This window comes from Streptomyces sp. NPDC026246 (genome assembly GCF_055567995.1).
The window spans coordinates 1-22,586 of the sequence record NZ_JBVHPJ010000010.1 but is presented as its reverse complement, the minus strand read 5'-3'; the positions used below and the strand labels follow the sequence as shown (position 1 = coordinate 22,586).

Below are 22,586 nucleotides of genomic sequence, written 5' to 3'. Positions count from 1 at the left end.
GATGCGGGCCGGTATGGATCGTGGTGCGCACGTGTGTGCAGCGTGAAGGCTACCGCGCACGGGACCGCCCGATCTCATCCGACCTGGGGCGTCCTCACCACTGCAGCGCCCAGGGCGTGCCGGTCCCCGCGAAGTGCCCGACGTTCACACATTCGGTTGCCCCGATCCGCATCCGCCGCACCAGCGGCTGGTGCACGTGTCCGAAGAGGGAGTAGCGCGGCCGGGTGCGGCGGATGGCGTCGAGCAGGGCCCGGCTGCCGCGTTCGAAGCGGCGCGCGACGGTGTCGTAGACCAGTTCCGGGACCTCCGGCGGGATGTGCGTGCAGAGCACGTCGACCTCGCCCACGGCCTCGATCTTCGCGGCGTACTCCTCGTCGCTGATCTCGTAGGGCGTACGCATCGGGGTGCGCAGCCCGCCGCCGACGAAGCCGAAGACCCACCCGCCTATCTCCACGCGCTGCCCGTCCAGGACGGTCGTGCCGGGACCGGCGTACTCCGGCCACAGGGACGGGATGTCGACGTTGCCGTAGGTCGCGTACGTAGGGGTGGGGAACGCGGCGAACATCTCGGCGTACTGCTTGCGCACCGCCTGCTCGATCACCGTCGCGCGGTCCTCGCCGACGCCGGCCCACAGGCGGGCGCCGAACGCGCGGGCCTCCTCGAAGCGCCGGGCGGTGCGCAGGGCGACGATGCGGTCGGCGTTCTCCACGCCGAACAGGTCCGGGAAGATGCCGCGCGAGTGGTCGGCGTAGTCGAGGAAGAGCACGAGGTCGCCCAGGCAGATCAGGGCGTCGGCGCCGTCGCCGGCCCGGGCCAGGTCGCGTGCGTTGCCGTGCACGTCGCTGACCACGTGCACGCGGGTGCTGGGGCGTCCGGCTGGTGTGGGTGCCATGACGATCAAGGGTAGGTCGCGCGCTGCGCTTGTGAACAGTGGCGGTCCTACCTGCGGTTACTGGCCAGTCGTTTTCGCTGTGGACTACTGTGCGCGAAGGAACGCCCGACCGTGTGACGCAGCGAACATCTCGATGGGACCCCCTGTCGGAGAAGCCATACCGGCGGGTAACGTCCGGGCAGTCCAGTCGTGCTCTGCATTTCAACAAGTGAATGCCTGAGTACCTGCCCGAGCCTTGGACCGCACCGTCGCAGCACACACCGTCGTGGCGCCGGTGCCCTATGAGGAGCAGCAGTCTTGCGCGAGTTCAGCCTTCCGGCTTTGTACGAGGTCCCTGCGGACGGAAATCTGACCGACATCGTCCGCAGAAACGCCGCGCAGCACCCCGACGTCGCCGTGATCGCCCGCAAGGCCGGCGGCACCTGGCAGGACGTCACGGCCACCGCGTTCCTCGCCGAAGTGCACCGGGCGGCCAAGGGGCTCATCGCCGCCGGGGTGCAGCCGGGCGACCGGGTGGGCCTGATGTCGCGCACCCGCTACGAGTGGACGCTGCTGGACTTCGCCATCTGGAGCGCGGGCGCGGTGACCGTCCCGGTGTACGAGACCAGCTCGCCGGAGCAGGTGGAGTGGATCCTGGGCGACTCGGGCGCGACCGCCTGTGTCGTGGAGAGCGACGCCCACACCGCCGCCGTCGAGTCGGTGCGCGACCGGCTGCCGGCGCTCAAGCACGTGTGGCAGATCGAGGGCGGCGGCGTCGACGAACTGGGCCGGCTCGGCCAGGACGTCACGGACCGGACGGTGGAGGAGCGCAGCTCCCTCGCCCGGGCCGACGACCCGGCGACGATCGTCTACACCTCGGGCACCACCGGCCGCCCCAAGGGCTGTGTGCTGACCCACCGCAGCTTCTTCGCCGAGTGCGGCAACATCGTGGAGCGGCTGCGTCCGCTGTTCCGCACGGGCGAGTGCTCGGTGCTGCTCTTCCTGCCGCTCGCGCACGTCTTCGGCCGGCTGGTGCAGATCGCGCCCATGATGGCGCCGATCAAGCTCGGCTGCGTGCCGGACATCAAGAACCTCACCGACGAGCTGGCCGCGTTCCGCCCGACGCTGATCCTCGGTGTGCCGCGCGTCTTCGAGAAGGTCTACAACTCGGCGCGCGCCAAGGCGCAGGCCGACGGCAAGGGAAAGATCTTCGACAAGGCCGCCGACACGGCGATCGCCTACAGCAGGGCGCTGGACACCCCCTCGGGTCCGTCCTTCGGCCTGAAGATCAAGTACAAGGCGTTCGACAAGCTCGTCTACAGCAAGCTGCGCGCGGTCCTCGGCGGCCGGGGCGAGTTCGCCATCTCCGGCGGAGCCCCGCTCGGCGAGCGGCTCGGGCACTTCTTCCGCGGCATCGGCTTCACGGTCCTGGAGGGCTACGGCCTGACCGAGTCGTGCGCGGCCACCGCGTTCAACCCCTGGGACCGGCAGAAGATCGGCACGGTCGGGCAGCCGCTGCCCGGCTCGGTGGTCCGCATCGCCGACGACGGCGAGGTGCTGCTGCACGGCGAGCACCTGTTCAAGGAGTACTGGAACAACCCCGGCGCGACCGCCGAGGCGCTGGCCGACGGCTGGTTCCACACCGGTGACATCGGCACGCTCGACGAGGACGGCTACCTCCGGATCACCGGCCGCAAGAAGGAGATCATCGTCACCGCGGGCGGCAAGAACGTCGCCCCGGCCGTGATCGAGGACCGCATCCGGGCGCACGCCCTGGTCGCGGAGTGCATGGTGGTGGGCGACGGACGGCCGTTCGTGGGCGCCCTGGTCACCATCGACGAGGAGTTCCTGGGCCGTTGGTGCAGCGACCACGGCAAGCCGGCCGGTTCCACGGCGGCGTCGCTGGGCGAGGACCCGGACCTGCTGGCCGCGATCCAGGCGGCGATCGACGACGGCAACGCCGCGGTGTCCAAGGCGGAGTCGGTGCGCAAGTTCCGCGTCCTGTCGCACCAGTTCACGGAGGAGTCGGGCCACCTGACGCCCTCGCTGAAGCTGAAGCGGAACGTGGTGGCGAAGGACTACGCGCACGAGATCGAGGCGATCTACGCCAAGTGACGCCGGGCACCCGCGGGACGGGCACCCTCTACAGCAGCTGCTCGAGGTGCTCCGCCAGCAGGTCCCAGCGCCACTTCTCCTCGACCCACTCCCGGCCCCGCTCGCCCATCCGGCGGCGCAGCTCCGCGTCGCCGAGGAGGGTGGTGATCCGGTCGGCCGCGTCCTCGGCGGAGCCGCCGCGCACCACCCAGCCGGTCTCGCCGTCGAGGACCGCGTCCGGGGCCCCGCCCGAGTCCCCGGCCACCACCGGCAGGCCCGTCGCCGAGGCCTCCAGGTAGACGATGCCGAGGCCCTCCACGTCGAGGCCGCCGCGCCGGGTCCGGCAGGGCATGGCGAAGACGTCGCCGGCGCCGTAGTGCGCGGGCAGCTCGGACCAGGGGACCGAGCCGGTGAAGCGGACCGACGCGGCGACGCCCGTCTCGTGGGCCAGCCGGCGCAGGTCCTTCTCGTAGGGCCCGCCGCCGACGATCAGCAGCACGGTGTCCGGCTCGGCCGCCAGGATGCGCGGCATGGCCCGGATCAGGGTGTCCTGCCCCTTGCGCCGCACCAGCCGGGAGACGCAGACCACCACGGGCCGGTCCGTCAGGCCCAGCCGGGCGCGCACCTCGTCGCCGCCCGAGCCGGGGTGGAAGGTCTTCTCGTCGACGCCCGGCGGCAGTTGCACCATGCGCGCGGCGGCCTGCGGCGTCAGCGCGGTCGCGATCCGCGAGCGGGTGTACTCGCCGAGGTAGGTCAGCGTGTCCGTGGCGTCGCCGATGCGGCGCAGCAGCTGCCGGGCGGCGGGCAGCTGGGCCCAGCCGGCCTCGTGCCCGTGCGTGGTGGCCACCAGCCGCTCGGCGCCCGCCTCGCGCAGGGCCGGGGCCATCAGGCCGAGCGGGGCGGCCGCGCCGAACCACACCGACGTGCACCCGTGCTCGCGCAGCAGTCCCACGGCCCGGCGGGTCGCCCCCGGCGTCGGCAGCAGCATGGTCGTCCGGTCGCGTACGACGGTGAAGGGCTGCTCGGCGTCGAAGGCGCGGGTCGCCTCGATCCCCTCGCTGCCGCGCTTCCACGTCGAGGCGTAGACGACCAGCTGCTGCGGATCCAGCCGCAGCGCCATGTTGTGCAGGAACGCCTGGATGCCACCGGGCCGGGGCGGGAAGTCGTTGGTCACGATCAGGGTCTTGCGCACGCCGCAGACCCTACCGAACGGCCCCGCGGGCCCCCGCGCGGCGGCGGGTGTGGCACGCTCACAGGCGGCGGCCCCATCATGGCCCCATCGACGCGGCAGCCGAACGGACAGGGATCACGTGGAGACGACGAGCACGAGGCGGTCCCTGGCATGGCTGCCGGTGATCTGGTGTCTCACGAGGACGCTGCTGCTGCTGTGGGTGCTGAAGGTGTACGTCTTCCCCGGCCCGGACGTCACCAGCGACGTGCACGTGATCTACCAGGGCTGGTACGACGTGCTGCGCGGCGGAACGTTCCCGCTGGAGGACGTCACCTGGCAGTACCCGCCGGCCGCCGCCCTGGCGATCCTCTCCCCCGGCCTGCTGCCCTTCCTCGACTACGCCACGGCGTTCTTCGTCCTGGTCTGCGTCACCGACCTGCTCGTCCTGGCGCTGCTGGCGTACGCCGGGCGCCGCCCGGGCCGGTCCCCGCGCGGTGCCTGGGTGTGGGTCGTCGGCGTCCCGCTGCTGGGCCCCACCGTCTACGCCCGCTACGACGTGATGGTCACCGCGGTCGCGGTGGCCGCCCTGCTCGCGGGCGTCCGGCACCCGAGGACGCTCGGCGTGCTGGCGGCCTTCGGCGCGCTGCTGAAGGTGTGGCCGGCGATGCTGCTGCTGGCCGCGCGCCGCCGCAGCGCCTGGGTGTCGGCCCTGGGCACCGGTCTGCTGGTGTCGGCGCTGTTCCTGCTGACCATACCGGGGCCGTTCGCGTTCCTGACCTTCCAGCGGGACCGGGGCACGGAGGTGGAGTCGCTGGGCGCGCTGGTCTTCCACGTCGCCCGGCACTTCGGCTGGCAGGGCGAGATCAAGCTGAACTACGGCTCCATCGAGTTCCTCGGCCCGTACGTGAGCGAGGTGAGCACGGGGGCGCTGTTCTTCACCGGGGCGGCCTTCGGCTGGCTGGTGCTGTGGCGGCTGCTGGCCCGGCGCTTCGAGGAGCACACCCTCGCCGACGCGGCCTTCGTGGCCGTGCTGATGTTCACCACCACGAGCCGGGTGATCAGCCCGCAGTACATGGTGTGGCTGGTCGGTCTGGCGGCGGTGTGCCTGTGCTTCCCGGGCAGCCGGATGCGCCTGCCCGTGACGCTGGTGCTGGTGGCGTGTTTCGTGACGGTGCTGGAGTTCCCGCTGTACTTCGCCGACGTGGTGGCGAGCAACGGCCTCGGGCTGACCCTGCTGTTCCTGCGCAACGGCCTGCTGGTGGCCGCCACGCTGGTCGCGGCGCGCGTCCTGTGGCGCGCGACGGTCCCGGGGGCGGCTTCCGCCCGGGTGCCCGCCGGTTCCGCCCGCGGCGACCGCGACCGGTCCGGGGTGTCCGGCGAGCCGGAGCCCGCCGGTGCGCGCCGTGCGGCGGGCGACCTGCTCCCGCCCGGTCAGCCCAGCTGATCCCGCAGGTACGCCCGCCACTCACGGGTGAACGCCTGCGGCGTCGTGCCCAGGACGTCGCGCATCGCCCCCTCCACCGCCCCCTCCCGTGTCCCGTGCTCCCCCACGGCCCGGTAGAAGGCGCGCAGCCGGGCCTCGCCCCAGCGGCCCGCGATCATCAGGCACGCCGTCCAGCCGCTCTCGTAGGACCGGGCCAGCCGGCCCGCGTCACCCGTGAAGCCGAAGTCCTCGTCCGACGGGAGTCCGGCCGGGACCTCGCCCCGGCGCACCGCCCGGGACAGCTCCGGGGCGGCCTCGGCGGGGGCGCGGCCCGCCGCGCGGTAGCCGACCCAGTCGGCATACCCCTCGGAGAGCCACAGGGGTGTCGCGGCGCCGGTGTGGGCGCGGGTGGCGACGTGCGTGGTCTCGTGGGTGACGACGACCTGCTCCCCGGGGCCGCCGAGGAGGGCGAACGCCTCCGGGTTGACGATGATCCGGTCGGCCGGGGACCGGCCGGAAGCGCCGGTCTCCCCGGTGGTGACCGCCGCGATGCCCCGGTACGAGGAGGCGGGCGAGCCCAGCAGGCCCGCCATGCCCGTCAGCGAGTCGGGCACCAGGAGGACGACCCGGCCGCTCCAGTCCGCGCCCCAGGCGTCCGTCACGGCCGGCACCGCGCGGTCGGCCAGTCCGGCGAAGTCGCGCAGCGCGCCGGCGGACTGCCCGACACCCAGGACCAGACTGCGCTCGCCCCGGACCAGCCGCACGGTCCCCTGGTCCCAGAGCTGCTGCGCGGCCTTCTCGGCGGGCCGCTCGGCGTCCACGGTCCAGTCCCCGTCGGCGTCCCGGCTCAGCCGCAGGGTGCGCCGGGCGGTGACCGGCGCCCGGTCGTACCCGGCGAGGCGGTAGCGCAGCTCGGCGTCGGCGGTGGCCGTGCCGCCCGTGCGGCGCAGCTCGGTCACGCGGTACGACCAGGCGGTCAGGGGCACGGCGCGCAGCCGGCCGAAGTCGACTCCCTTGCCGGTGCGGGCGTAGGCCCGTGCGTCACGGTCCAGGACGGCCGCGGCCCGGCGGTCCAGCAGCCGCTGGACGTCGATGGTGGTGCTGTCGGCGGTGGACGGCCCGCCGCAGCCGGCCAGGGCCACGAGCAGCAGGACGAGCACCAGCACCGCGGACCCCGACCTTCGACCAGCCACCTCCCGATCGTACGGGCGCCCGGCCGGTCCGGTCAGACCCTGGTGACCGAGGAGACCGGCATCATCCCGACCGGGTCGTAGCGCACGGGCGCTCCCGGGTAGGGCGCGTGGATGACCTGGCCGTTGCCCATGTACATCCCGACGTGGCTGGCGTCGGACCGGTAGACGACCAGGTCGCCGGGGCGCGCCTCGGACAGCGGAACCTGCCGCCCCGCGAAGCGCTGGGCCTGCGAGGTGCGCGGCAGGGCCACCCCGGCCTGCGCGTACGACCACTGCATCAGGCCCGAGCAGTCGAAGCCGGTGGGCCCGTTGGCGCCCCAGACGTAGGGCTTGCCGAGGGCGCTGCGGGCGGCGGCTACGGCGGCGGCCCCGCGACCCGAGGCGGCGGCGCCGGGGGCGGGCAGGTCGGTGCGGCCGGCGCGGGAGGCCCGGTCGTAGGCCTCTCGTTCGCCGTCGGACAGGGAGTTGAGCAGCCGCCGGGCGGTGACGAGCTTGTGCTCGACGGTCCTCTTGTGGGTGGCGACGGCCTTGCGGCTGCGCTCCAGTTCGCGGAGCTTGTCCGCCGTCTCCTCACGGTCCTGGGCGAGTTCGCGCAAGGCGCCCTGCAACTCCTTCAGTTCACGGGCCTGGTGGGCGGTGAGGCGGTCGAGCCGGGCGGCCCGGTCGAGGTAGTCGTCCGGGTCGTCGGAGAACAGCAGCTCGACGGCGGGGTCGACACCGCCCGAGCGGTACTGGGCTCCGGCCAGTGAACCTAGCGATTCGCGCAGGGAGTTGACGCGCTGCTGCTGGCGGGCGATCCGGTCCCGGGCGGTGCCGACCTCCTCACGCAGGGCGTCGGCGCGCTCGTCGGCCTCGTTGTAGGCCTCGGTCGCCCGCTCCGCCTGCTCGAAGAGGCGGTCCACCGTGGCCCGGGTGTCGTCGTGCGGTGCGGCGGCGGCCGGGACGGTGCTCAGTGCGGCGGCCGCCACGGACAGCAGGCCGAACGCGGCACCGGCGCCCCGGTCGGGCCGGGACGGTGCAAGGCGGCGATGGGACCCCACGGGAAGCCGCTCTCCTTCCGCTGGCGGAATGAACGCGGCAGACAGTAGCCCCGCGGCGGGTGACCGCCAACGACCGTCCGGGGGTACGCGGCGCGACGCCCCGCCGCTGACGCAGGTCACCGGCGGGGCGCGGGCTCACTCGGGGCTGTCGGGATTCCCCCGAACGGCGGACGTGATCTCCCGGTCCGGGGGAAGCCGGACCGGTTCCGGCGGTCCGGGTGTCAGACCCGGACGCCGAACATGAAGGGGCCGCCGATGGTGTTCATCGACTCGTAGCGGACGACCGTGCCGGTGCGGGGGGCGTGGATGATCTGCCCGTTGCCGGCGTAGAGGCCGACGTGGTGCAGGTCGTTGAAGAAGAACACCAGGTCGCCGACCTTGAGCTGGCTGACCGAGTAGATCTTGGTGCCGGCCCCGGTCTGCGCCTCGGACGTGCGCGGGATCTGCACGCCGGCGGCCGCGTAGGCCCGGGAGGTGAGGCCGGAGCAGTCGAAGGAGCTCATGCCGGTGGCACCGTAGACGTAGGGCTTGCCGAGCTGGCTCTGGGCGAAGGCGAACGCGGCGGCGGCGCGGCCCGAGCCGGGCGGCACGTCGACGTCGAGGGCGTCGCGCTCGCTGGCGCGGGTGGCGCGGGTCTCCTCGGCGGCCAGCGCGGCCTTCTCGGCGGCGCTGAGGCTGTTGAGCAGCTTCTGCGCGGCGGCGAGCTTGCCCTGGACTTCCGTCTTCTTCTTGCCCAGTTCGGTCCGGGTGGAGGCGAGGTCCTTGAGCTTCTCGGCGGCCTCGGCGCGTTCCTGGGCCAGTTCGCGCTGCTTGTCCTGGACCTTCTTCAGCGCCTCGACCTGCTGGCTGCTCAACTGGTCGAGCGTGGAGGCCTTGTCGAGGTAGTCGTCCGGGTCCGCGGAGAGGAACAGCTGGACGGACGGGTCGATCGTGCCGGTGCGGTACTGGGAGGCGGCGGCGAGGCCGAGGCTGTCGCGCAGCTCGTTGAGCTCCTCCTGGCCGCGGGCGACGCTGTCCTGGATGGTGGAGATCTCCTTCTGGAGCTTCTCCTGCCTCTCCTTGGCGCCGTTGTACTTCTCGGTGGCCTTCTCGGCCTCCTCGTAGAGCTTGTCGACCTTGGTCTTGACCTCGTCCTTGCTCGGCTTCTCACTGGGGGCCGCGTTGGCGGCCTGCGAGCTGAAGGCGACGGCAGCGGCGGCGGCGGTGGTCAGCACGGTCACACGTGCGCGGCTGGGCTGCTTCGGACGACGGTGGGACGCCACGGGTGAAAAGCTCCTTCTGGCCCCTCCGCCGTCTCTCCCGATGAGTGATCACCCGAGCGGAGGTTGGGGCCGACCCTAGTGACCTTCCTGTGATCAGTTCAAATCCTCAGATGAAAATTCGCGTCACGGTAAGCCATCTTTTCCCCTGGACTCACAGGCGGTGAGACGCACTTGACGCACCGTGGCCCACAGCCCTCACCAATCCGGGCATCACGCCCGGACGTTGCGCATGGGGGCGTACGCCCTACAGGCTCACGAAAGGCGCTTGAGGAGCATCGCCGAGGCCACCGGCCGCGCACCGGCGCGGGCGACCCCGTCGGCCACCTCCCGGTCGGTGGAGGCCACGATGACGGGGCGGCCCGGGGGTTCGGCGCGCACCAGCTGCCGGATCAGCTCGTCGGCGGTGACGCCCGGCTTCGAGAACAGCACCCGCACCCCGCGCGGCGGCGCGAGCAGCACCGGTGCGGCCAGCTCGGCTCCGTCGAAGACGCAGGTCACCTCGGCGCCGCTCTGCGCGGCCAGTTGGGAGAGCTGCCCGAGCAGCCTGAGACGCTGCTTCTCCAGCGGCATCTGCGGATAACCCGTTTTGGTGACGTTGTACCCGTCGACGACGAGATGCGCCTGCGGCAGCGCGAGCAGCTGGTCGAGGACCTGGGGGTCGTTCTCCGACAGGGCGCGGGCGGCGATGTCCTTGGGCGTCATCCGGCCCGGCTCGACCGCGTCCACCGTCTCGGCGGGGCGGACCGACACCGGCGGCAGGGCCAGCTCGCGGCGCAGCCCCTGGGTGGCGTCCAGCAGGGTGTCCAGCAGCAGCCGCACCCGCATGTCCTCCACGCTGCGGCCCTCGCGCGCGGCCCGCCGGGCGGCCTCCAGGGCCGCCTCGGTCTCGCCGAGCCGCGCCTTCAGCCGCCGGGTCTCGCTCTCGGCGGCGGAGACCTGGGCGTGCCCCTCGGCGCGCACGGCCTCGATCTCGCCGTGCGCCTTGCGCAGGGCGGCCTCGCCGCGCTTGACGTCGCTGAGGGCGGCGCGCAGCTTGCGGTGCAGCGCCTCGCTCTCCTTCTTGGCCGTCTCCAGCTCCGCGCGCAGCCGCTCGGTCTCGGTCCGGGTCGCCTCCCGGGCCCGGTCGAGTTCGGCGCGCAGCCGCGCCAGCTCGGCCCGGCTCTCCTCGTCGGCCCGTTCGGCGTCGGCCCGCTGGGCCTCCTCGCCGGCGGCCGCGACCAGCTTCACCCAGCCGGGCGGACGCAGTACGTAGGCCGCGGCCGCCACGTCGAGCGGGTCCGCGGCCGGGGGCGGGGAGCCGGAGTCGAGGGCGCCGGTGAGCTCCGGCTGGGTCTCTCTGAGCTTCTCCCCGATACGCTGGCGGAACAGCGGGTCGGTCTCCAGCGCCGAGGCCATGGCGTTGCCGGCGAACTTGGCCCGCCGGTTGGGGGCGAAACGGGCGTACTGCCGCAGCTGGGCGGGCAGCTCGCCGACGGTCAGCGAGCCGAAGCCGTCGGAGACGATCTGCACGACCCTGCGGCGCACGCCGTCGGGCAGCGGACGGTCGAGCACCTCGGCGGCGCCGTCGCCCGGCTCCCCGCCCGTGGTCTCCACCATCCGTCACACCCCAATGCTGTGCGCGCCCTGCTCCTCTCAGGAGCCGGCGCCCGGCCTGTCCACGAGTTCCACCTGGTCCACCGCGTTGCACCAGCGGCAGCGCACCGACTCGATGGTCTCACTGAGCACCTCGCGCTCCTCGACCTTCGGCTCTCCGGCCAGGTCGAGGTGGACGTACTCGACGACCTTCGACGAGCGGGTGACGTCGAACCGCGTGAGGTTGCCGCAGAGGGTGCAGCGCCAGCGCGTCCCGGCGGTCGGCAGGGGAACCGTCATCGTGACCTGTTCTCTTTCCTATAGTGTCCGTGACGCCACCGGCATCCCCGGTGCGTGTGGCTCGTAACCCTACGGCCTGGCGGATGCCCACCGCCCACGTGTCCACGGCGGCGAGGCGGTCTGTCCGACTGCGTCCCCTTACGTCATGCTCTGTAGCCATGATCCGCAAGTGGAGCGCGTCGTTCGTCCGGGCCGGCAGAGCGGCCCGGGGGTCGTCGGCACCGGTGACGTACTCACTGATCGCCCTGTGCTGCCTGGCCTTCCTGGCCGGGCCCGGTTCGGGCCTGAATCCGGCGTACGGCACGGGCGACGAGCTGCTGGCGGCGCAGCGGGCCTACTTCCGCCGCTGGGGGGTGATCCCCGCGGAGCTGTTCGACGGCTCCGCGCACACCGGCGGCTCGGTGCTCACCCCCGTGACCGCGCTGTTCGTCCACGGCAGCTGGGTGCACCTGCTCGGCAACATGCTCTTCCTCTACGTCTTCGGGGCGATGACCGAGGAACGGATGGGCCGCGTGCAGTTCCTGCTGTTCTACGCCGGCTGCGGCTGCCTGGCCCTGCTGGGCTACGCCGTCGCCAACGCGGACTCGGGGCAGTCCCTGGTCGGGGCCTCGGGGGCGATCTCCGCCGTCCTCGGCGCGTTCCTGTACCTGTTCCCGCGGGCGCGGGTGACCAGTCTCCTGCCGTTCCTGTTCTTCCTGCCGGTGCGGTTCCCGGCGTGGGTCGTACTGCCGTTCTGGGCGGCCCTGCAGTGGCTGGCGGCGGGGCGCGCCTCGGACGGGCCCGGGGTGGCCTACCTGGCCCACCTGATCGGGTTCGGGCTGGGTTTCGGCTACGCGTCCGTCCGCTACGGCCGCCCGACCGGCCCTACTAGAGTGAGGACCGCCCCTGCTCCGGCCCCCGAGGGAGAGAACCAGCCGTGATCACCGCGATCGTCCTCATCAAGACCAGCGTGGACCGGATCCCCGAGATCGCTGAGTCGATCGCGGCGCTGGAGAACGTCAGCGAGGTCTTCTCCGTCACCGGCACCTACGACCTGATCGCGATGGTCCGGGTGAGCCGGCACGAGGACCTGGCCGAGGTCATCCCCGGCCGGATCAGCAAGATCCCCGGTGTGGAGGGCACGGACACGCACGTGGCGTTCCGCACCTACTCGCAGCACGACCTGGAGGCCGCGTTCTCCATCGGCCTGGACGCGTAGGGACGGCGGCTCAGGCGGAGGTGTCCGGCACGCAACGGCCGTCCTCCGTGCGGTAGTTCCACTTCGCCCCGTCGGTCACCAGCTCCCGCACGGCCCGCACGAACCTCTCCACGTGCTCGTCCGGCGTGCCCGCGCCGAAGCTCACCCGGATGGCGTTGAGCGCCTTCTCGCCGGGCGCCGCCTCCGGCGCTCCGCACGCGCCCTGCTGCTGCGGGTCGCCGCCGAGCAGCGTGCGCACCAGCGGGTGGGCGCAGAACAGCCCGTCGCGGACGCCGATGCCGTACTCGGCGGAGAGCGCGGCGGCGAAGTGGGAGCTGTTCCAGCCGTCCACGACGAAGGAGATCACGCCGACACGCGGCGCGTCGTCGCCGAAGAGGGACAGGACCCGGACCTCGGGCACCTCGGCGAGCCCCGCGCGCACCCGGTCGATCAGGTGCTGCTCGCGGGCGACCAGCGTGTCGAACCCGGCCTCGGTGAGGGTCTTGCAGGCGGAGGCGATGGAGTAGGCGCCGATGACGTTCGGGGAGCCGGCCTCGTGGCGGGCGGCGCTGTCGTGCCACTCCACGTCGACGCCGCCGTCCTCCCGGCGCGTGACCGTGCGCGAGGCGCCGCCGCCCGCGAGGTACGGCTCGGCCGCGCGCAGCCAGTCGGACCGGCCTGCGAGCACGCCGGAGCCGAAGGGCGCGTACAGCTTGTGCCCGGAGAAGGCGACCCAGTCGACGTCGAGGTCCGCGACGGAGACGGGGTGGTGCGGGGCCAGCTGGGCGGCGTCGAGCACGATCCGGGCGCCGTGGGCGTGCGCGGCCGCCGCGAGCTCCCGCACGGGCCACAGCTCACCGGTGACGTTGGAGGCACCGGTGACGCACACCAGGGCCGGACCGTGGGGGTCCCGGTCGGCCAGGGCCCGCTCCAGGGTCTCGACGGCCTCGACGTGGCTCCTCGGGGCGTCGAGGCAGGTGACGTGGGCGTCGCGCCAGGGCAGCAGGGAGGCGTGGTGCTCGGTCTCGAAGACGAAGACCCGGCAGTCCTCCGGCAGGGCGGCGGCGAGGAGGTTGAGGGAGTCGGTGGTGGACCGGGTGAACACCACCTGGTCGCCGTCCCGGCAGCCGAGGAACTCCGCGACCGTGCGGCGGGCGTTCTCGAAGAGGTCGGTGGACAGCTGGGACAGGTACCCGGCGCCCCGGTGGACACTGCCGTAGTAGGGCGCGTAGGCGGCGACGTCGTCCCAGACCCGCTGGAGCGCCGGGGCGCTGGCCGCGTAGTCGAGCGCGGCGTAGGTGACCTCTCCGCCGGTCACCAGCGGCACGGTGACATCCCGCCCCAGAACGGGCAGCGGGGCACAAACGGACTGTTCGGCGGCAACGGTGGAGACGGACATGGTGAACTCCCGTGAGATCAGGCGGGACCACCCGCGGGCCCGGAGGGCTGCCGACGGGGGGTGAGGAAAGAAAGAGGGATGCGGAGGCGGGGCTCTGCGGCCCTATCGCATTCGCTGACTCACGGAGAACTCCTCGACGACCAGGACCCCTGGCCCCACACTTGTCAAAAGCGTGCGAGGGGTCCGCGCTTGCCGCAGACCTCGCTGCCTGCGGCCCGGTCTTCACCCGGGGCACCCCGCCACGGACGGAGGGTTGCCGGACAGTCGGCCGGGGCCTCATGACTGTCACTCATGACCTGTTCAGGAACGTACGCGAAGAGATCGGCGCCCCGCAACCCGAGTCCGGATCGCGGGACGCCCTCGTCGCAGCCGCTAGGTCGTGTCCGCAAAGTCCCGCCTGCCCCGCGACGCCTGGCACGCACTCTCGCCGCACCGGACGAAGCCCCAAGTACGATCCAGTACGAGGGACTCCGCCCGGCACGCCGAGAGCACGCACCAGACGCCGCGGGGCCCGCCCTCCGGGCGAACGACGGGACTTTGCGGACACGACCTAGGCGTTGGTCGCGGCCACCCAGCGCTCCAGGGTCCGCTTGGCCGCCCCGGAGTCGATCGACTCCGCCGCCTTCGCCATGCCGGCGCCGATCTGCTCGGCCAGCGTCCCCGTGCCCGGCTCCAGCGCCACCAGGGCCGCCGCCGAGTTGAGCAGGACGGCGTCCCGCACCGGGCCCGTCTCGCCGTCCAGGAGGCGACGGGCGACCTCGGCGTTGTAGGAGGCGTCCGCGCCGCGCAGCGCCTCGACCGGGACCAGCTCCAGACCCACGTCACGCGGGTCGAAGGCCTCCTCGGTCACCGTGCCGTCCCGGACGGTCCAGACCCGGGAGGTGGACGTGGTGGTCAGCTCGTCGAGGCCGTCGTCGCCGCGGAAGACCAGGGACGAGTGACCGCGCCCGGCGAACACGCCCGCGACGATCGGCGCCATGCGCGGGTCGGCCACGCCCACCGCCTGGGCGCGGACCTTGGCGGGGTTGGTCAGCGGGCCCAGGACGTTGAAGATCGTCCGGATGCCCAACTGGCCGCGGGCCGCACCCGCGTAGCGCATCGAGGGGTGGAACTTCGCCGCGAAGCAGAAGGTGATGCCCGCCTCCTCGGCCACGCCGGCCACCCGGTGCGTCGGCAGTTCCAGGTTGACGCCGAGCTTCTCCAGGACGTCCGAGGCCCCGGACGCCGAGGAGGCGGCCCGGTTGCCGTGCTTGACGACCTTGGCGCCCGTGCCGGCGATGACGATGGCCGACATCGTGGAGATGTTGACGGTCTTCGCACCGTCGCCGCCCGTGCCGACGATGTCGACGGCCGGTCCGGGCACCTCGATCACGTTGGCGTGCGCGTACATCGCCCGGACGAACCCGGAGATCTCCTCGACGGTCTCACCCTTGGCGCGCAGCGCGACCACGAAACCGGCGATCTGCGCGTCCGTGGCCTCGCCGCGCATGATCAGGTCCATCGCCCACGCGGTGTCGTCGGCGGTCAGGTCCCGGCCCTGAAGCAGGCCGTTCAGCAGCAGGGGCCAGGAGCGGGCCGCCGCGGTGTCGCCTCCGGCGGGGGTCACAGCGCTCATAAGCCGCTCCAGGGTCAGATGTCCCGCACTGCGGGACGGAATGTCTCGACGCGTCCACCCTATCCAGCCCCGGACAGGGCGAAGGGCCCCGTCCGTACACCGGACGAGGCCCTTCGGTGGCGTGGCGAAGCAGTGATCAGTGGTGGCCGTGGCCGCTCGTGATCTCCCGGTACTCCTCGACGGTGGGCTTGGCGATCTGGGAACCGTCGCCGTAGTAGGCGTCGCTGAGCTTGGCGCGCAGCTTCTCGGAACCCTTCACCTTGCGCTCGACGCCGTTCTCGTCGACCGTCGGGCCGATCTCGGCCGGCTGGTACTGCTCGTGCGCCGTGAGCGTGTACATCTGCTCCTGGCTGAGCGGCTCGTGCACCTCGATGAACTCACCGTGCGGCAGGCGCTTGATGATGCCCGACTCGCGGCCGTGCAGCACCTTCTCCTTGTCCCGGCGCTGCAGGCCGAGGCAGATGCGCTTGGTGACGACGAAGGCGACGACCGGGCCGAGGAAGAACCCGATCCGGACGAACCAGGTGACCGCGTTGATCGACAGGTGGAAGTGGGTCGCGACGATGTCGTTGCCACCGCCGATCAGCATGATCACGTAGCCGGTGACCCAGGCGACACCCACGGCCGTGCGGGTCGGGGCGTTGCGCGGGCGGTCCAGGATGTGGTGCTCGCGCTTGTCCCCGGTGATCCACGACTCGATGAACGGGTACAGGGCGATGATCGCGAGGAACAGGCCGAAGAGGACCAGCGGGATGAACACGCCAAGGACGAGCGTGTGACCCCAGAAGTTGATCTCCCAGCCCGGCATGGCGCGGACCAGACCCTCGGCGAAGCCCATGTACCAGTCGGGCTGGGCACCGGTCGACACCTGGTCGGGACGGTAGGGGCCCAGGACCCAGATCGGGTTGACGGTCGCGATGCCGGCGATGGCCGCGATGACACCGAAGACCAGGAAGAAGAAGCCTCCGGCCTTGGCCATGTAGACCGGCAGCAGTGGCATGCCGACGACGTTCTTGTTGGTCCGTCCGGGACCCGCGAACTGCGTGTGCTTGTGGTAGAAGACCAGGATCAGGTGGCCGACCACGAGCCCGAGCATGATGCCCGGCAGCAGCAGGATGTGGATCGAGTAGAACCGGGCGACGAAGTCGGTTCCCGGGAACTCCCCGCCGAACAGGAACATCGAGATGTACGTGCCCACGATCGGCACGGACAGGATCGCGCCCTGCGTGAAGCGGACACCGGTGCCGGAGAGCAGGTCGTCCGGGAGCGAGTAGCCGGTGAAACCGGTGAACATGCCGAGGACGAACAGCAGGAAGCCGAACAGCCAGTTGATCTCGCGCGGCTTGCGGAACGCGCCGGTGAAGAAGACGCGCATCATGTGCACGAACATGCCGGCGAGGAAGATGATCGCCGCCCAGTGGTGGATCTGCCGGATCAGCAGACCGCCGCGGACGTCGAAGCTGATGTCCAGCGTGGAGGCGAACGCCTCCGACATCAGCTGCCCCTGGAGCGGGACGTAACTGCCGTGGTACTCCACCTCGTTCATCGACGGGTGGAAGAACAGTGTCAGGTACACACCCGTCAGGATGATGATGATGAAGCTGTAGAGGCAGATCTCACCGAGCATGAAGGACCAGTGGTCCGGGAAGATCTTGCGCATGTTGGCCTTGGCCAGGGAGTAGATCCCCAGGCGGCCGTCGGCCCAGTCGGCGACCCGCTCTCCGGCGGGTGCCTTGCGGCGGTCGTCCTTGTTACTCATCCGCGCTCCCAGAAGGCAGGACCGACGGGCTCTTCGAAGTCGCCGAGCGCCTCGAGGTAGCCCTCGTCGTTCACGCCGATGCGCAGCTGCGGCAGGGCGTGACCGGCGGGACCGAAGATCACTCGGGCACCGTCGGACAGGTCGAAGGTGGACTGGTGGCAGGGGCAGAGCACGTGGTGCGTCTGCTGCTCGTACAGGGAGATCGGGCAGCCCACGTGGGTGCAGATCTTCGAGTACGCGACGATGCCCTCGTGCGACCACTCGAGCTCGCGCTTGTCCTTGATGTTGTCCGGCTGGATCCGGACGATCATCAGGGCGGCCTTGGCGATCTCGTTCTGGAAGTCGTGGTCGTGCTCCTCCAGGCCCTCGGGCTTGGCGAAGGTCAGCGAACCGACCGCGACGTCGGAGGGACGCAGCGGCTCGTTGGTGTTCATGTTGACGAGCAGCTTGCCCTTGGACCACAGGGTGTGGCGGAGCTTCTCGCCGGGCAGCGGGCCGAGGTCGCGCAGCAGCACGACACCGGAGAGCGGGACCAGCGTCAGCGCGCCGAGCATGGTGTTGCGGATCAGCTTGCGACGGCCGAGCGCGGACTCCTTGGCGCCCTGCTTGAAATCGGCGAAGACCTTCTCGCGGACTTCGGGCGCCGCCTCGATCGGGTGACGCTCGTCGGCGATCTCCACGTCCGACATCAGGGTGCGGGCCCAGTGGACGGCGCCCGCGCCGATGCAGAACAGCGCGATGCCGAGCGTGACGCCCAGCGCGAAGTTCAGCGCGCTGATGTGGCCCAGCGGGAAGATGTAGACCGACTTGTCGACCGGGATCGCCACGAACGCAGCGATGAAGGCGATGGTGGCCAGCATCGACACCGTGAACATCAGGGCGACCGAGCGCTCGGACCGCTTGGCGGCCTGCTCGTCGATGTCCTGGATCCGGTGCTCGTGGGGCGGCAGGCCCGGGTCGGCGAACGGGTGCTTGTCGTCCGCGACGCTCACCACGCCGTGCTCGTCGTGTCCTGCGGACTGCGCGGCGGGCAGGTTCTCTTCTGGAATGTCTTGGCTACTCATGACTTCTTGGCCTTTGCGGTCCGGGCGGCGACCCATACGGCGACGGCGATCAGTCCGCCGAGACCGAAGATCCAGCCGAACAGACCCTCGCTGACCGGCCCGAGACCGCCCAGCTCGAGGCCGCCGGGGCTCTCGGTCTTCTCGCTGTTGACCGCGTCGAGGTACGCGATGATGTCCTTCTTGTTCTTCTCCGTCAGCGTGGTGTCGGGGAAGGACGGCATGTTCTGCGGGCCGGTCTGCATGGCCTCGTAGATGTGCTTCGGGGTGACGCCCTCGAGGGTCGGCGCGTACTTGCCGTGCGTGAGCGCGCCGCCCTTGCCGGTGAAGTTGTGGCACTGCGCGCAGTTGGTGCGGAACAGTTCACCGCCCTTGGCGATGTCGGCACCCTCGGGGCCGTACTGCTCCTCCGTCGGAACGGACGGACCGGCGCCCAGCGAGGCGATGTACGCCGCGAGCTGGTCGATCTCGGCCTGCGAGTAGATGTTCTTCTTCTCCGGGACCTGGGGGCCCTGGGAGGTGGCGGCCGGCATACGGCCCGTGCCCACCTGGAAGTCGACGGCCGCGGCGCCCACACCCACCAGGCTCGGCCCGTCGGAGGTGCCCTGACCGCCGGTGCCGTGGCAACTGGCGCAGCCGACGGCGTAGAGCTTCTTGCCCTCCTCGATGGTGAGGGACTGGGCGGTTTCGTCGGCCTGCGCCTTGTCCGCGGGTGCGAACACGGCGTACAGCCCCCCGGTGCATGCCAGCGCGAGGAGTAGGACCACGAGCGCCGCCAACGGGTGGCGTCGTCGTGCGGAGAGCTTTTTCACGGATTACCCCGGTGTCAGGATCTTCTGCGTCGATGCTTCTGGGATGCGCGCTTCGTCGAGCACGCGCGGTTGGGGGCCCTGCTACTTGATCATGTAGATCGTGGCGAAGAGGCCGATCCAGACGACATCGACGAAGTGCCAGTAGTAGGACACGACGATCGCAGCGGTCGCCTGCTCGTGGGTGAACCTCCGGGCCGCGTAGGTCCGGCCCAGGACCAGCAGGAAGGCGATGAGACCGCCTGTCACGTGCAGGCCGTGGAAACCGGTGGTCAGGTAGAACACCGAGCCGTACGGGTCGGAGGACAGGGACAGGCCCGCCTCCTTGACCAGCTCCGTGTACTCGAAGACCTGACCGCCGATGAAGATCGCACCCATCACGAAGGTGACGATGAACCACATCCGCAGCTTCTTCACGTCACCGCGCTCGGCGGCGAAGACGCCGAGCTGGCAGGTGAGCGAGGAGAGCACCAGGATCGTGGTGTTCGTCGCCGAGAACGGGAAGTTGAGATGGCTCGCCATCTCCTTCCAGTGATCGGGACCCGTCACCGATCGCAGGGTGAAGTACATCGCGAAGAGGGCCGCGAAGAACATCAGCTCGGAACTCAGCCAGATGATGGTTCCGACGCTGGTGAGGTTCGGCCGGTTGACCGACGGGTGCGCGTGCCCGGTTTCTACTGTCGTTGCTGTCGCCACGACCGACATTATGTCGGTCGCTTATCCCGCCCTCACTCCGGGGGGTGCCGTTCGGAGTGTCTAACCCGTTCGTACCGGTGTTGACGTGGTGTTCAAGGGAGTAGCATCCGGCCCAACGGGCCTGTCCTTACGACGCTGACGTCACGGAGGAACAATGCAGCCGACCGCCACGGTGCTGGTCTACAGCGACGACTCCCACACCCGCGAGCAGGTACGGCTCGCCACGGGACGGCGGCCGGCACCCGACGTGCCCGTCGTGGAGTTCGTGGAGTGCGCGACCCCCGCGGCGGTGGTGAAGGAACTGGACAAGGGCGGGATCGACGTCTGCGTCCTGGACGGCGAGGCCGTGCCCATGGGCGGCATGGGCGTCTGCCGGCAGATCAAGGACGAGGTCTTCGACTGCCCGCCGGTGCTGCTGCTGATCGGCCGGCCGCAGGACGCGTGGCTGGCGACGTGGAGCCGCGCGGAGGCGGCGGTGACGCTGCCGGTGGATCCGGTCGAGTTCGCCTCCGCGCTGGCTTCCCTGCTGCGGGAGAAGGCCGCTCTCAAGGCCTAGGAGCCCGGGGAGCCTGTGCGGGCCGCTCACACGCTCTGCGGCGTCAGGCGGGCCGTGTCGGCCTGTGCGGCCCCGTCGGACGTGCCGCCCACCAGCGCGCTGCCGGTGCGCCACTTCGCCCAGTCGAGGTTCCAGTCGCCGAAGCCGTTGCCGAACGGGGCCATCGTGTCACCGCCGGAGTTGACGACCTCGACGATGTCGCCCTCGCGGACGGTGTCGTAGAACCAGGCGGCGTTCTCGGTGCTCATGCCGGTGCAGCCGTGGCTGACGTTGGCGAAGCCCTGGGAGCCGACCGACCAGGGGGCGGCGTGGACGTACTCGCCGCTGTTGGTGACCCGGACCGAGTGGTGGACGATCAGGTCGTAGAAGTCCGAGGCGCCGATGCTGGCGCTGGTCATGCGGACGGTGCCCTCCTTGGCGAGGACGACCTTGACGCCGTTGCGGGTGTCGTAGCCGGGCATGCCCGTGGTGACGGGTATCTCGCGGATGACCTCGTCGTTCTTGTAGACGGTCATCCGGTGGGCCGCGGCGTCCGTGACGGCCACCAGCTTGTCGCCGGTGGTGAGGGTCAGCGGCTTGGCCTTGCCGCCCCACATGCGGTCGCCGACCTTGATGCCCTCCAGGTTGCTGCGGACCTGGACGGTGGCCTGGGCCGGCCAGTAGTCCTTGGGGCGGTAGTGGAGCTTCTTGTCGTCCACCCAGTGCCAGGCGCCCTCGGTGGCGGGCGTGGAGGTGACCTTGAGGGCGCGCTCCACGACGGCCCGCTGGGCGGGGTCCTTCACGGGCTGGCTCAGCTCGGCCGTGACGGGCTGGCCGACGCCGTACGTGCCCTTCTTCGGGCCGAACGCGACGTCCAGGCGCTTCTTGACGGTGGGCTTTCCGGTGTCGAAGGTGATGACCTTGCGGCCGGGCTCCCCGTCCTCGTTCTCGGTGCTCACCCGGACCGTGTAGCCGGCGTCGGCGGCCAGCGGGGAGGTGCTGTGCCAGCGGCGCCCGTCGGCGGCGAGTTCGCCCGCCACGTAGCGCCCTGAGGCGTCGTAGGCCGTGACGTCGGTGATGCGTCCGTCGGAGTCCTCGGCGACCACTTCGAGGGGCTTGTCCGGGTCGGCCTTCCTGTTCCCCTCGGTGGGGGCGTTGAAGGAGATCTGGTCCGCCGCGTCGTAGGGGCGGGCGGAGAGCGGGTCGCCGTCCGAGCCGCAGGCGGTGACGCCCGCGCAGAGGGCTATCACCAGCAGCGTGCAGCTGACGACGGGGCGGGAGTTCGCTGTGTGGCTCATGACCTCACGCTAGGAAGCGGCGTCAATCGCGGCACGCCGGATGACTCGTACGAGTGACACGCATTGCGGTGGACGGCGGACACGACAACAGGGGCCCGGACACTCCTCTCGGAGTGTCCGGGCCCCTGCGGCGCTCGTGTGTCCTACTGGGTGCGGTTCTCACCGCGGTAGTACTCGAAGACCCAGCCCCAGACGGCGATCAGGATGACCGGCAGCGAGAAGTACATCAGCCACCAGCCGATGGCGACCGCCAGGAAGGCGAGGGCGCCGCCGATGCCCAGGAAGAGCGGCTGCCAGCTGTGCGGGCTGAAGAACCCGACCTCGCCGGCGTCGTCCGCGACGTCCGCCTCCTTGTCGTCCTGCGCGCCGACGTCCACCCGCTTGGCCGTGAAGCCGAGGTAGAAGCCGATCATGATCGCGAGGCCGAAGGCCAGGAAGAGGGCCGTGGTGCCGGCCGGCTCCTTCGACCACACGCCATAGACGATCGCCATGACGAGGATGAAGACGCTCAGCCACATGAACATCTTGCCCTGGATCTTCACTTGCCGGCCTCCTTGCCGCCAGCGAGGGCCTTGTCGCCGTGGCCCACGTTCTCGAGCTGGTCGAGAGCTGCGATCTCCGGGTGGTGCAGGTCGAACGCCGGGGATTCGCTGCGGATCCGCGGCATGGTGATGAAGTTGTGCCGCGGCGGCGGGCAGGAGGTGGCCCACTCCAGGGAGCGCCCGTAGCCCCACGGGTCGTCGACGCCGACGGGCTTGCCGTACTTGGCGGTCTTCCAGACGTTGTAGAGGAACGGCAGGATCGACATGCCGAGCAGGAACGAGCTGATCGTCGAGATCGTGTTCAGCGCGGTGAAGCCGTCGGCCGCCAGGTAGTCGGCGTACCGGCGCGGCATGCCCTCGGCACCCAGCCAGTGCTGGACCAGGAACGTGCCGTGGAAGCCGATGAACAGCGTCCAGAAGGTGATCTTGCCCAGGCGCTCGTCCAGCATCTTGCCGGTCCACTTCGGCCACCAGAAGTGGAAGCCGGAGAACATCGCGAACACCACGGTGCCGAAGACGACGTAGTGGAAGTGGGCCACCACGAAGTACGAGTCGGAGACGTGGAAGTCCATCGGCGGCGAGGCCAGGATGACACCGGTCAGACCACCGAAGGTGAAGGTGATCAGGAAGCCGGTCGCCCAGAGCATCGGCGTCTCGAAGGACAGCGAGCCCTTCCACATGGTGCCGATCCAGTTGAAGAACTTCACGCCGGTGGGGACGGCGATGAGGAACGTCATGAAGGAGAAGAACGGCAGCAGCACACCACCGG

The 22,586-nt window shown here is 70.9% G+C and carries 21 protein-coding genes and 1 riboswitch; of the genes, 5 read left to right on the top strand and 16 right to left on the bottom strand.

Annotated elements, in window-relative coordinates; all coding sequences use genetic code 11:
- Positions 1–94: 94 nt before the first annotated feature.
- Positions 95–892: a metallophosphoesterase family protein gene (locus ACZ4M5_RS24105; protein ID WP_467739901.1), complete on the bottom strand. Its 798-nt coding sequence runs from the start codon at positions 890–892 to the stop codon at positions 95–97.
- Positions 893–1,189: 297 nt separating this feature from the next.
- Between ACZ4M5_RS24105 and ACZ4M5_RS24100 the strand changes: the two genes are divergently transcribed.
- Entirely contained in the window at positions 1,190–2,986 is a 1,797-nt protein-coding gene (locus ACZ4M5_RS24100) for an AMP-dependent synthetase/ligase (protein WP_467739900.1), read from the top strand.
- A gap of 28 nt (positions 2,987–3,014) precedes the next feature.
- On the opposite strand, the gene ACZ4M5_RS24095 is transcribed toward ACZ4M5_RS24100, so the two are convergent.
- Entirely contained in the window at positions 3,015–4,157 is a 1,143-nt protein-coding gene (locus ACZ4M5_RS24095; RefSeq protein ID WP_467739899.1) for a glycosyltransferase family 4 protein, read from the bottom strand.
- A 118-nt stretch (positions 4,158–4,275) separates the two neighbouring features.
- Here ACZ4M5_RS24095 and ACZ4M5_RS24090 point away from each other — a divergent pair, with 118 nt between their 5' ends.
- Positions 4,276–5,580 carry a glycosyltransferase 87 family protein gene (locus tag ACZ4M5_RS24090; protein WP_467739898.1) on the top strand — a complete coding sequence of 435 codons (1,305 nt, stop codon included), beginning with the start codon at positions 4,276–4,278 and terminating at the stop codon, positions 5,578–5,580.
- Here the strand turns inward: ACZ4M5_RS24090 and ACZ4M5_RS24085 are convergent.
- From ACZ4M5_RS24085 to ACZ4M5_RS24065, 5 genes are all read right to left on the bottom strand, one after another.
- Complete coding sequence (locus ACZ4M5_RS24085; RefSeq protein WP_467739897.1) at positions 5,568–6,752, bottom strand: hypothetical protein; 1,185 nt, start codon at positions 6,750–6,752, stop codon at positions 5,568–5,570. The genes ACZ4M5_RS24090 and ACZ4M5_RS24085 overlap by 13 nt on opposite strands.
- Before the next feature lie 32 nt (positions 6,753–6,784).
- A complete protein-coding gene (locus ACZ4M5_RS24080) occupies positions 6,785–7,792 on the bottom strand; it encodes a C40 family peptidase (protein WP_467739896.1) in 1,008 nt (335 codons plus the stop codon).
- A 221-nt stretch (positions 7,793–8,013) separates the two neighbouring features.
- Positions 8,014–9,054 carry a C40 family peptidase gene (locus ACZ4M5_RS24075; protein ID WP_467739895.1) on the bottom strand — a complete coding sequence of 347 codons (1,041 nt, stop codon included), beginning with the start codon at positions 9,052–9,054 and terminating at the stop codon, positions 8,014–8,016.
- Between the two features lie 252 nt (positions 9,055–9,306).
- The gene (locus ACZ4M5_RS24070) at positions 9,307–10,650 is read right to left on the bottom strand and encodes an NYN domain-containing protein (protein ID WP_467739894.1); all 1,344 of its coding nucleotides are present in this window, start codon (positions 10,648–10,650) and stop codon (positions 9,307–9,309) included.
- Positions 10,651–10,686: 36 nt separating this feature from the next.
- On the bottom strand, positions 10,687–10,926 hold the full coding sequence (locus tag ACZ4M5_RS24065) for a hypothetical protein (protein ID WP_114251597.1): 240 nt from the start codon (positions 10,924–10,926) through the stop codon (positions 10,687–10,689).
- A 158-nt stretch (positions 10,927–11,084) separates the two neighbouring features.
- Here ACZ4M5_RS24065 and ACZ4M5_RS24060 point away from each other — a divergent pair, with 158 nt between their 5' ends.
- Together ACZ4M5_RS24060 and ACZ4M5_RS24055 are read left to right on the top strand one after the other, a co-directional pair.
- A complete protein-coding gene (locus ACZ4M5_RS24060) occupies positions 11,085–11,846 on the top strand; it encodes a rhomboid family intramembrane serine protease (protein WP_467739893.1) in 762 nt (253 codons plus the stop codon).
- Positions 11,843–12,124, top strand: coding sequence for an Lrp/AsnC family transcriptional regulator (locus ACZ4M5_RS24055; protein WP_376323652.1), 282 nt, complete (start codon positions 11,843–11,845; stop codon positions 12,122–12,124). The genes ACZ4M5_RS24060 and ACZ4M5_RS24055 overlap by 4 nt, the downstream gene beginning before the upstream one ends.
- A 10-nt stretch (positions 12,125–12,134) precedes the next feature.
- Here the strand turns inward: ACZ4M5_RS24055 and ACZ4M5_RS24050 are convergent, their stop codons facing one another.
- The 6 genes from ACZ4M5_RS24050 to ctaE all read right to left on the bottom strand — a co-directional run bounded on the left by ACZ4M5_RS24050 (position 12,135) and on the right by ctaE (position 19,451).
- Positions 12,135–13,502: an aminotransferase class V-fold PLP-dependent enzyme gene (locus tag ACZ4M5_RS24050; RefSeq protein ID WP_467739892.1), complete on the bottom strand. Its 1,368-nt coding sequence runs from the start codon at positions 13,500–13,502 to the stop codon at positions 12,135–12,137.
- 180 nt (positions 13,503–13,682) lie between these two features.
- A riboswitch (SAM riboswitch) is annotated at positions 13,683–13,799 on the bottom strand.
- A 253-nt stretch (positions 13,800–14,052) separates the two neighbouring features.
- Positions 14,053–15,117 (bottom strand): anthranilate phosphoribosyltransferase, encoded by a 1,065-nt coding sequence (gene trpD / locus ACZ4M5_RS24045; protein WP_467739891.1) that lies wholly within the window; start codon positions 15,115–15,117, stop codon positions 14,053–14,055.
- A 136-nt stretch (positions 15,118–15,253) separates the two neighbouring features.
- Positions 15,254–16,876, bottom strand: a complete 1,623-nt coding sequence (gene qcrB, locus ACZ4M5_RS24040; RefSeq protein ID WP_467739890.1) for a cytochrome bc1 complex cytochrome b subunit — start codon at positions 16,874–16,876, stop codon at positions 15,254–15,256.
- Entirely contained in the window at positions 16,873–17,940 is a 1,068-nt protein-coding gene (gene qcrA, locus ACZ4M5_RS24035; RefSeq protein ID WP_467739889.1) for a cytochrome bc1 complex Rieske iron-sulfur subunit, read from the bottom strand. The genes qcrB and qcrA overlap by 4 nt, the downstream gene beginning before the upstream one ends.
- Complete coding sequence (qcrC, locus tag ACZ4M5_RS24030) at positions 17,937–18,749, bottom strand: cytochrome bc1 complex diheme cytochrome c subunit (protein ID WP_467739888.1); 813 nt, start codon at positions 18,747–18,749, stop codon at positions 17,937–17,939. The genes qcrA and qcrC overlap by 4 nt, the downstream gene beginning before the upstream one ends.
- A gap of 81 nt (positions 18,750–18,830) precedes the next feature.
- Positions 18,831–19,451, bottom strand: coding sequence for an aa3-type cytochrome oxidase subunit III (gene ctaE / locus ACZ4M5_RS24025; protein WP_010048918.1), 621 nt, complete (start codon positions 19,449–19,451; stop codon positions 18,831–18,833).
- A 145-nt stretch (positions 19,452–19,596) separates the two neighbouring features.
- On the opposite strand from ctaE, the gene ACZ4M5_RS24020 reads away from it, so the two are divergent.
- Positions 19,597–19,998: a response regulator gene (locus ACZ4M5_RS24020; protein WP_398111193.1), complete on the top strand. Its 402-nt coding sequence runs from the start codon at positions 19,597–19,599 to the stop codon at positions 19,996–19,998.
- Between the two features lie 26 nt (positions 19,999–20,024).
- Here ACZ4M5_RS24020 and ACZ4M5_RS24015 read toward each other — a convergent pair whose 3' ends face one another.
- The 3 genes from ACZ4M5_RS24015 to ACZ4M5_RS24005 all read right to left on the bottom strand — a co-directional run.
- Positions 20,025–21,275, bottom strand: a complete 1,251-nt coding sequence (locus ACZ4M5_RS24015; RefSeq protein ID WP_467739887.1) for a L,D-transpeptidase — start codon at positions 21,273–21,275, stop codon at positions 20,025–20,027.
- A 143-nt stretch (positions 21,276–21,418) separates the two neighbouring features.
- Positions 21,419–21,817 carry a cytochrome c oxidase subunit 4 gene (locus tag ACZ4M5_RS24010; RefSeq protein ID WP_467739886.1) on the bottom strand — a complete coding sequence of 133 codons (399 nt, stop codon included), beginning with the start codon at positions 21,815–21,817 and terminating at the stop codon, positions 21,419–21,421.
- The coding region (locus ACZ4M5_RS24005) for a cytochrome c oxidase subunit I (protein WP_467739885.1) at positions 21,814–22,586 on the bottom strand (773 nt) is incomplete at its 5' end. The genes ACZ4M5_RS24005 and ACZ4M5_RS24010, both read right to left, overlap by 4 nt.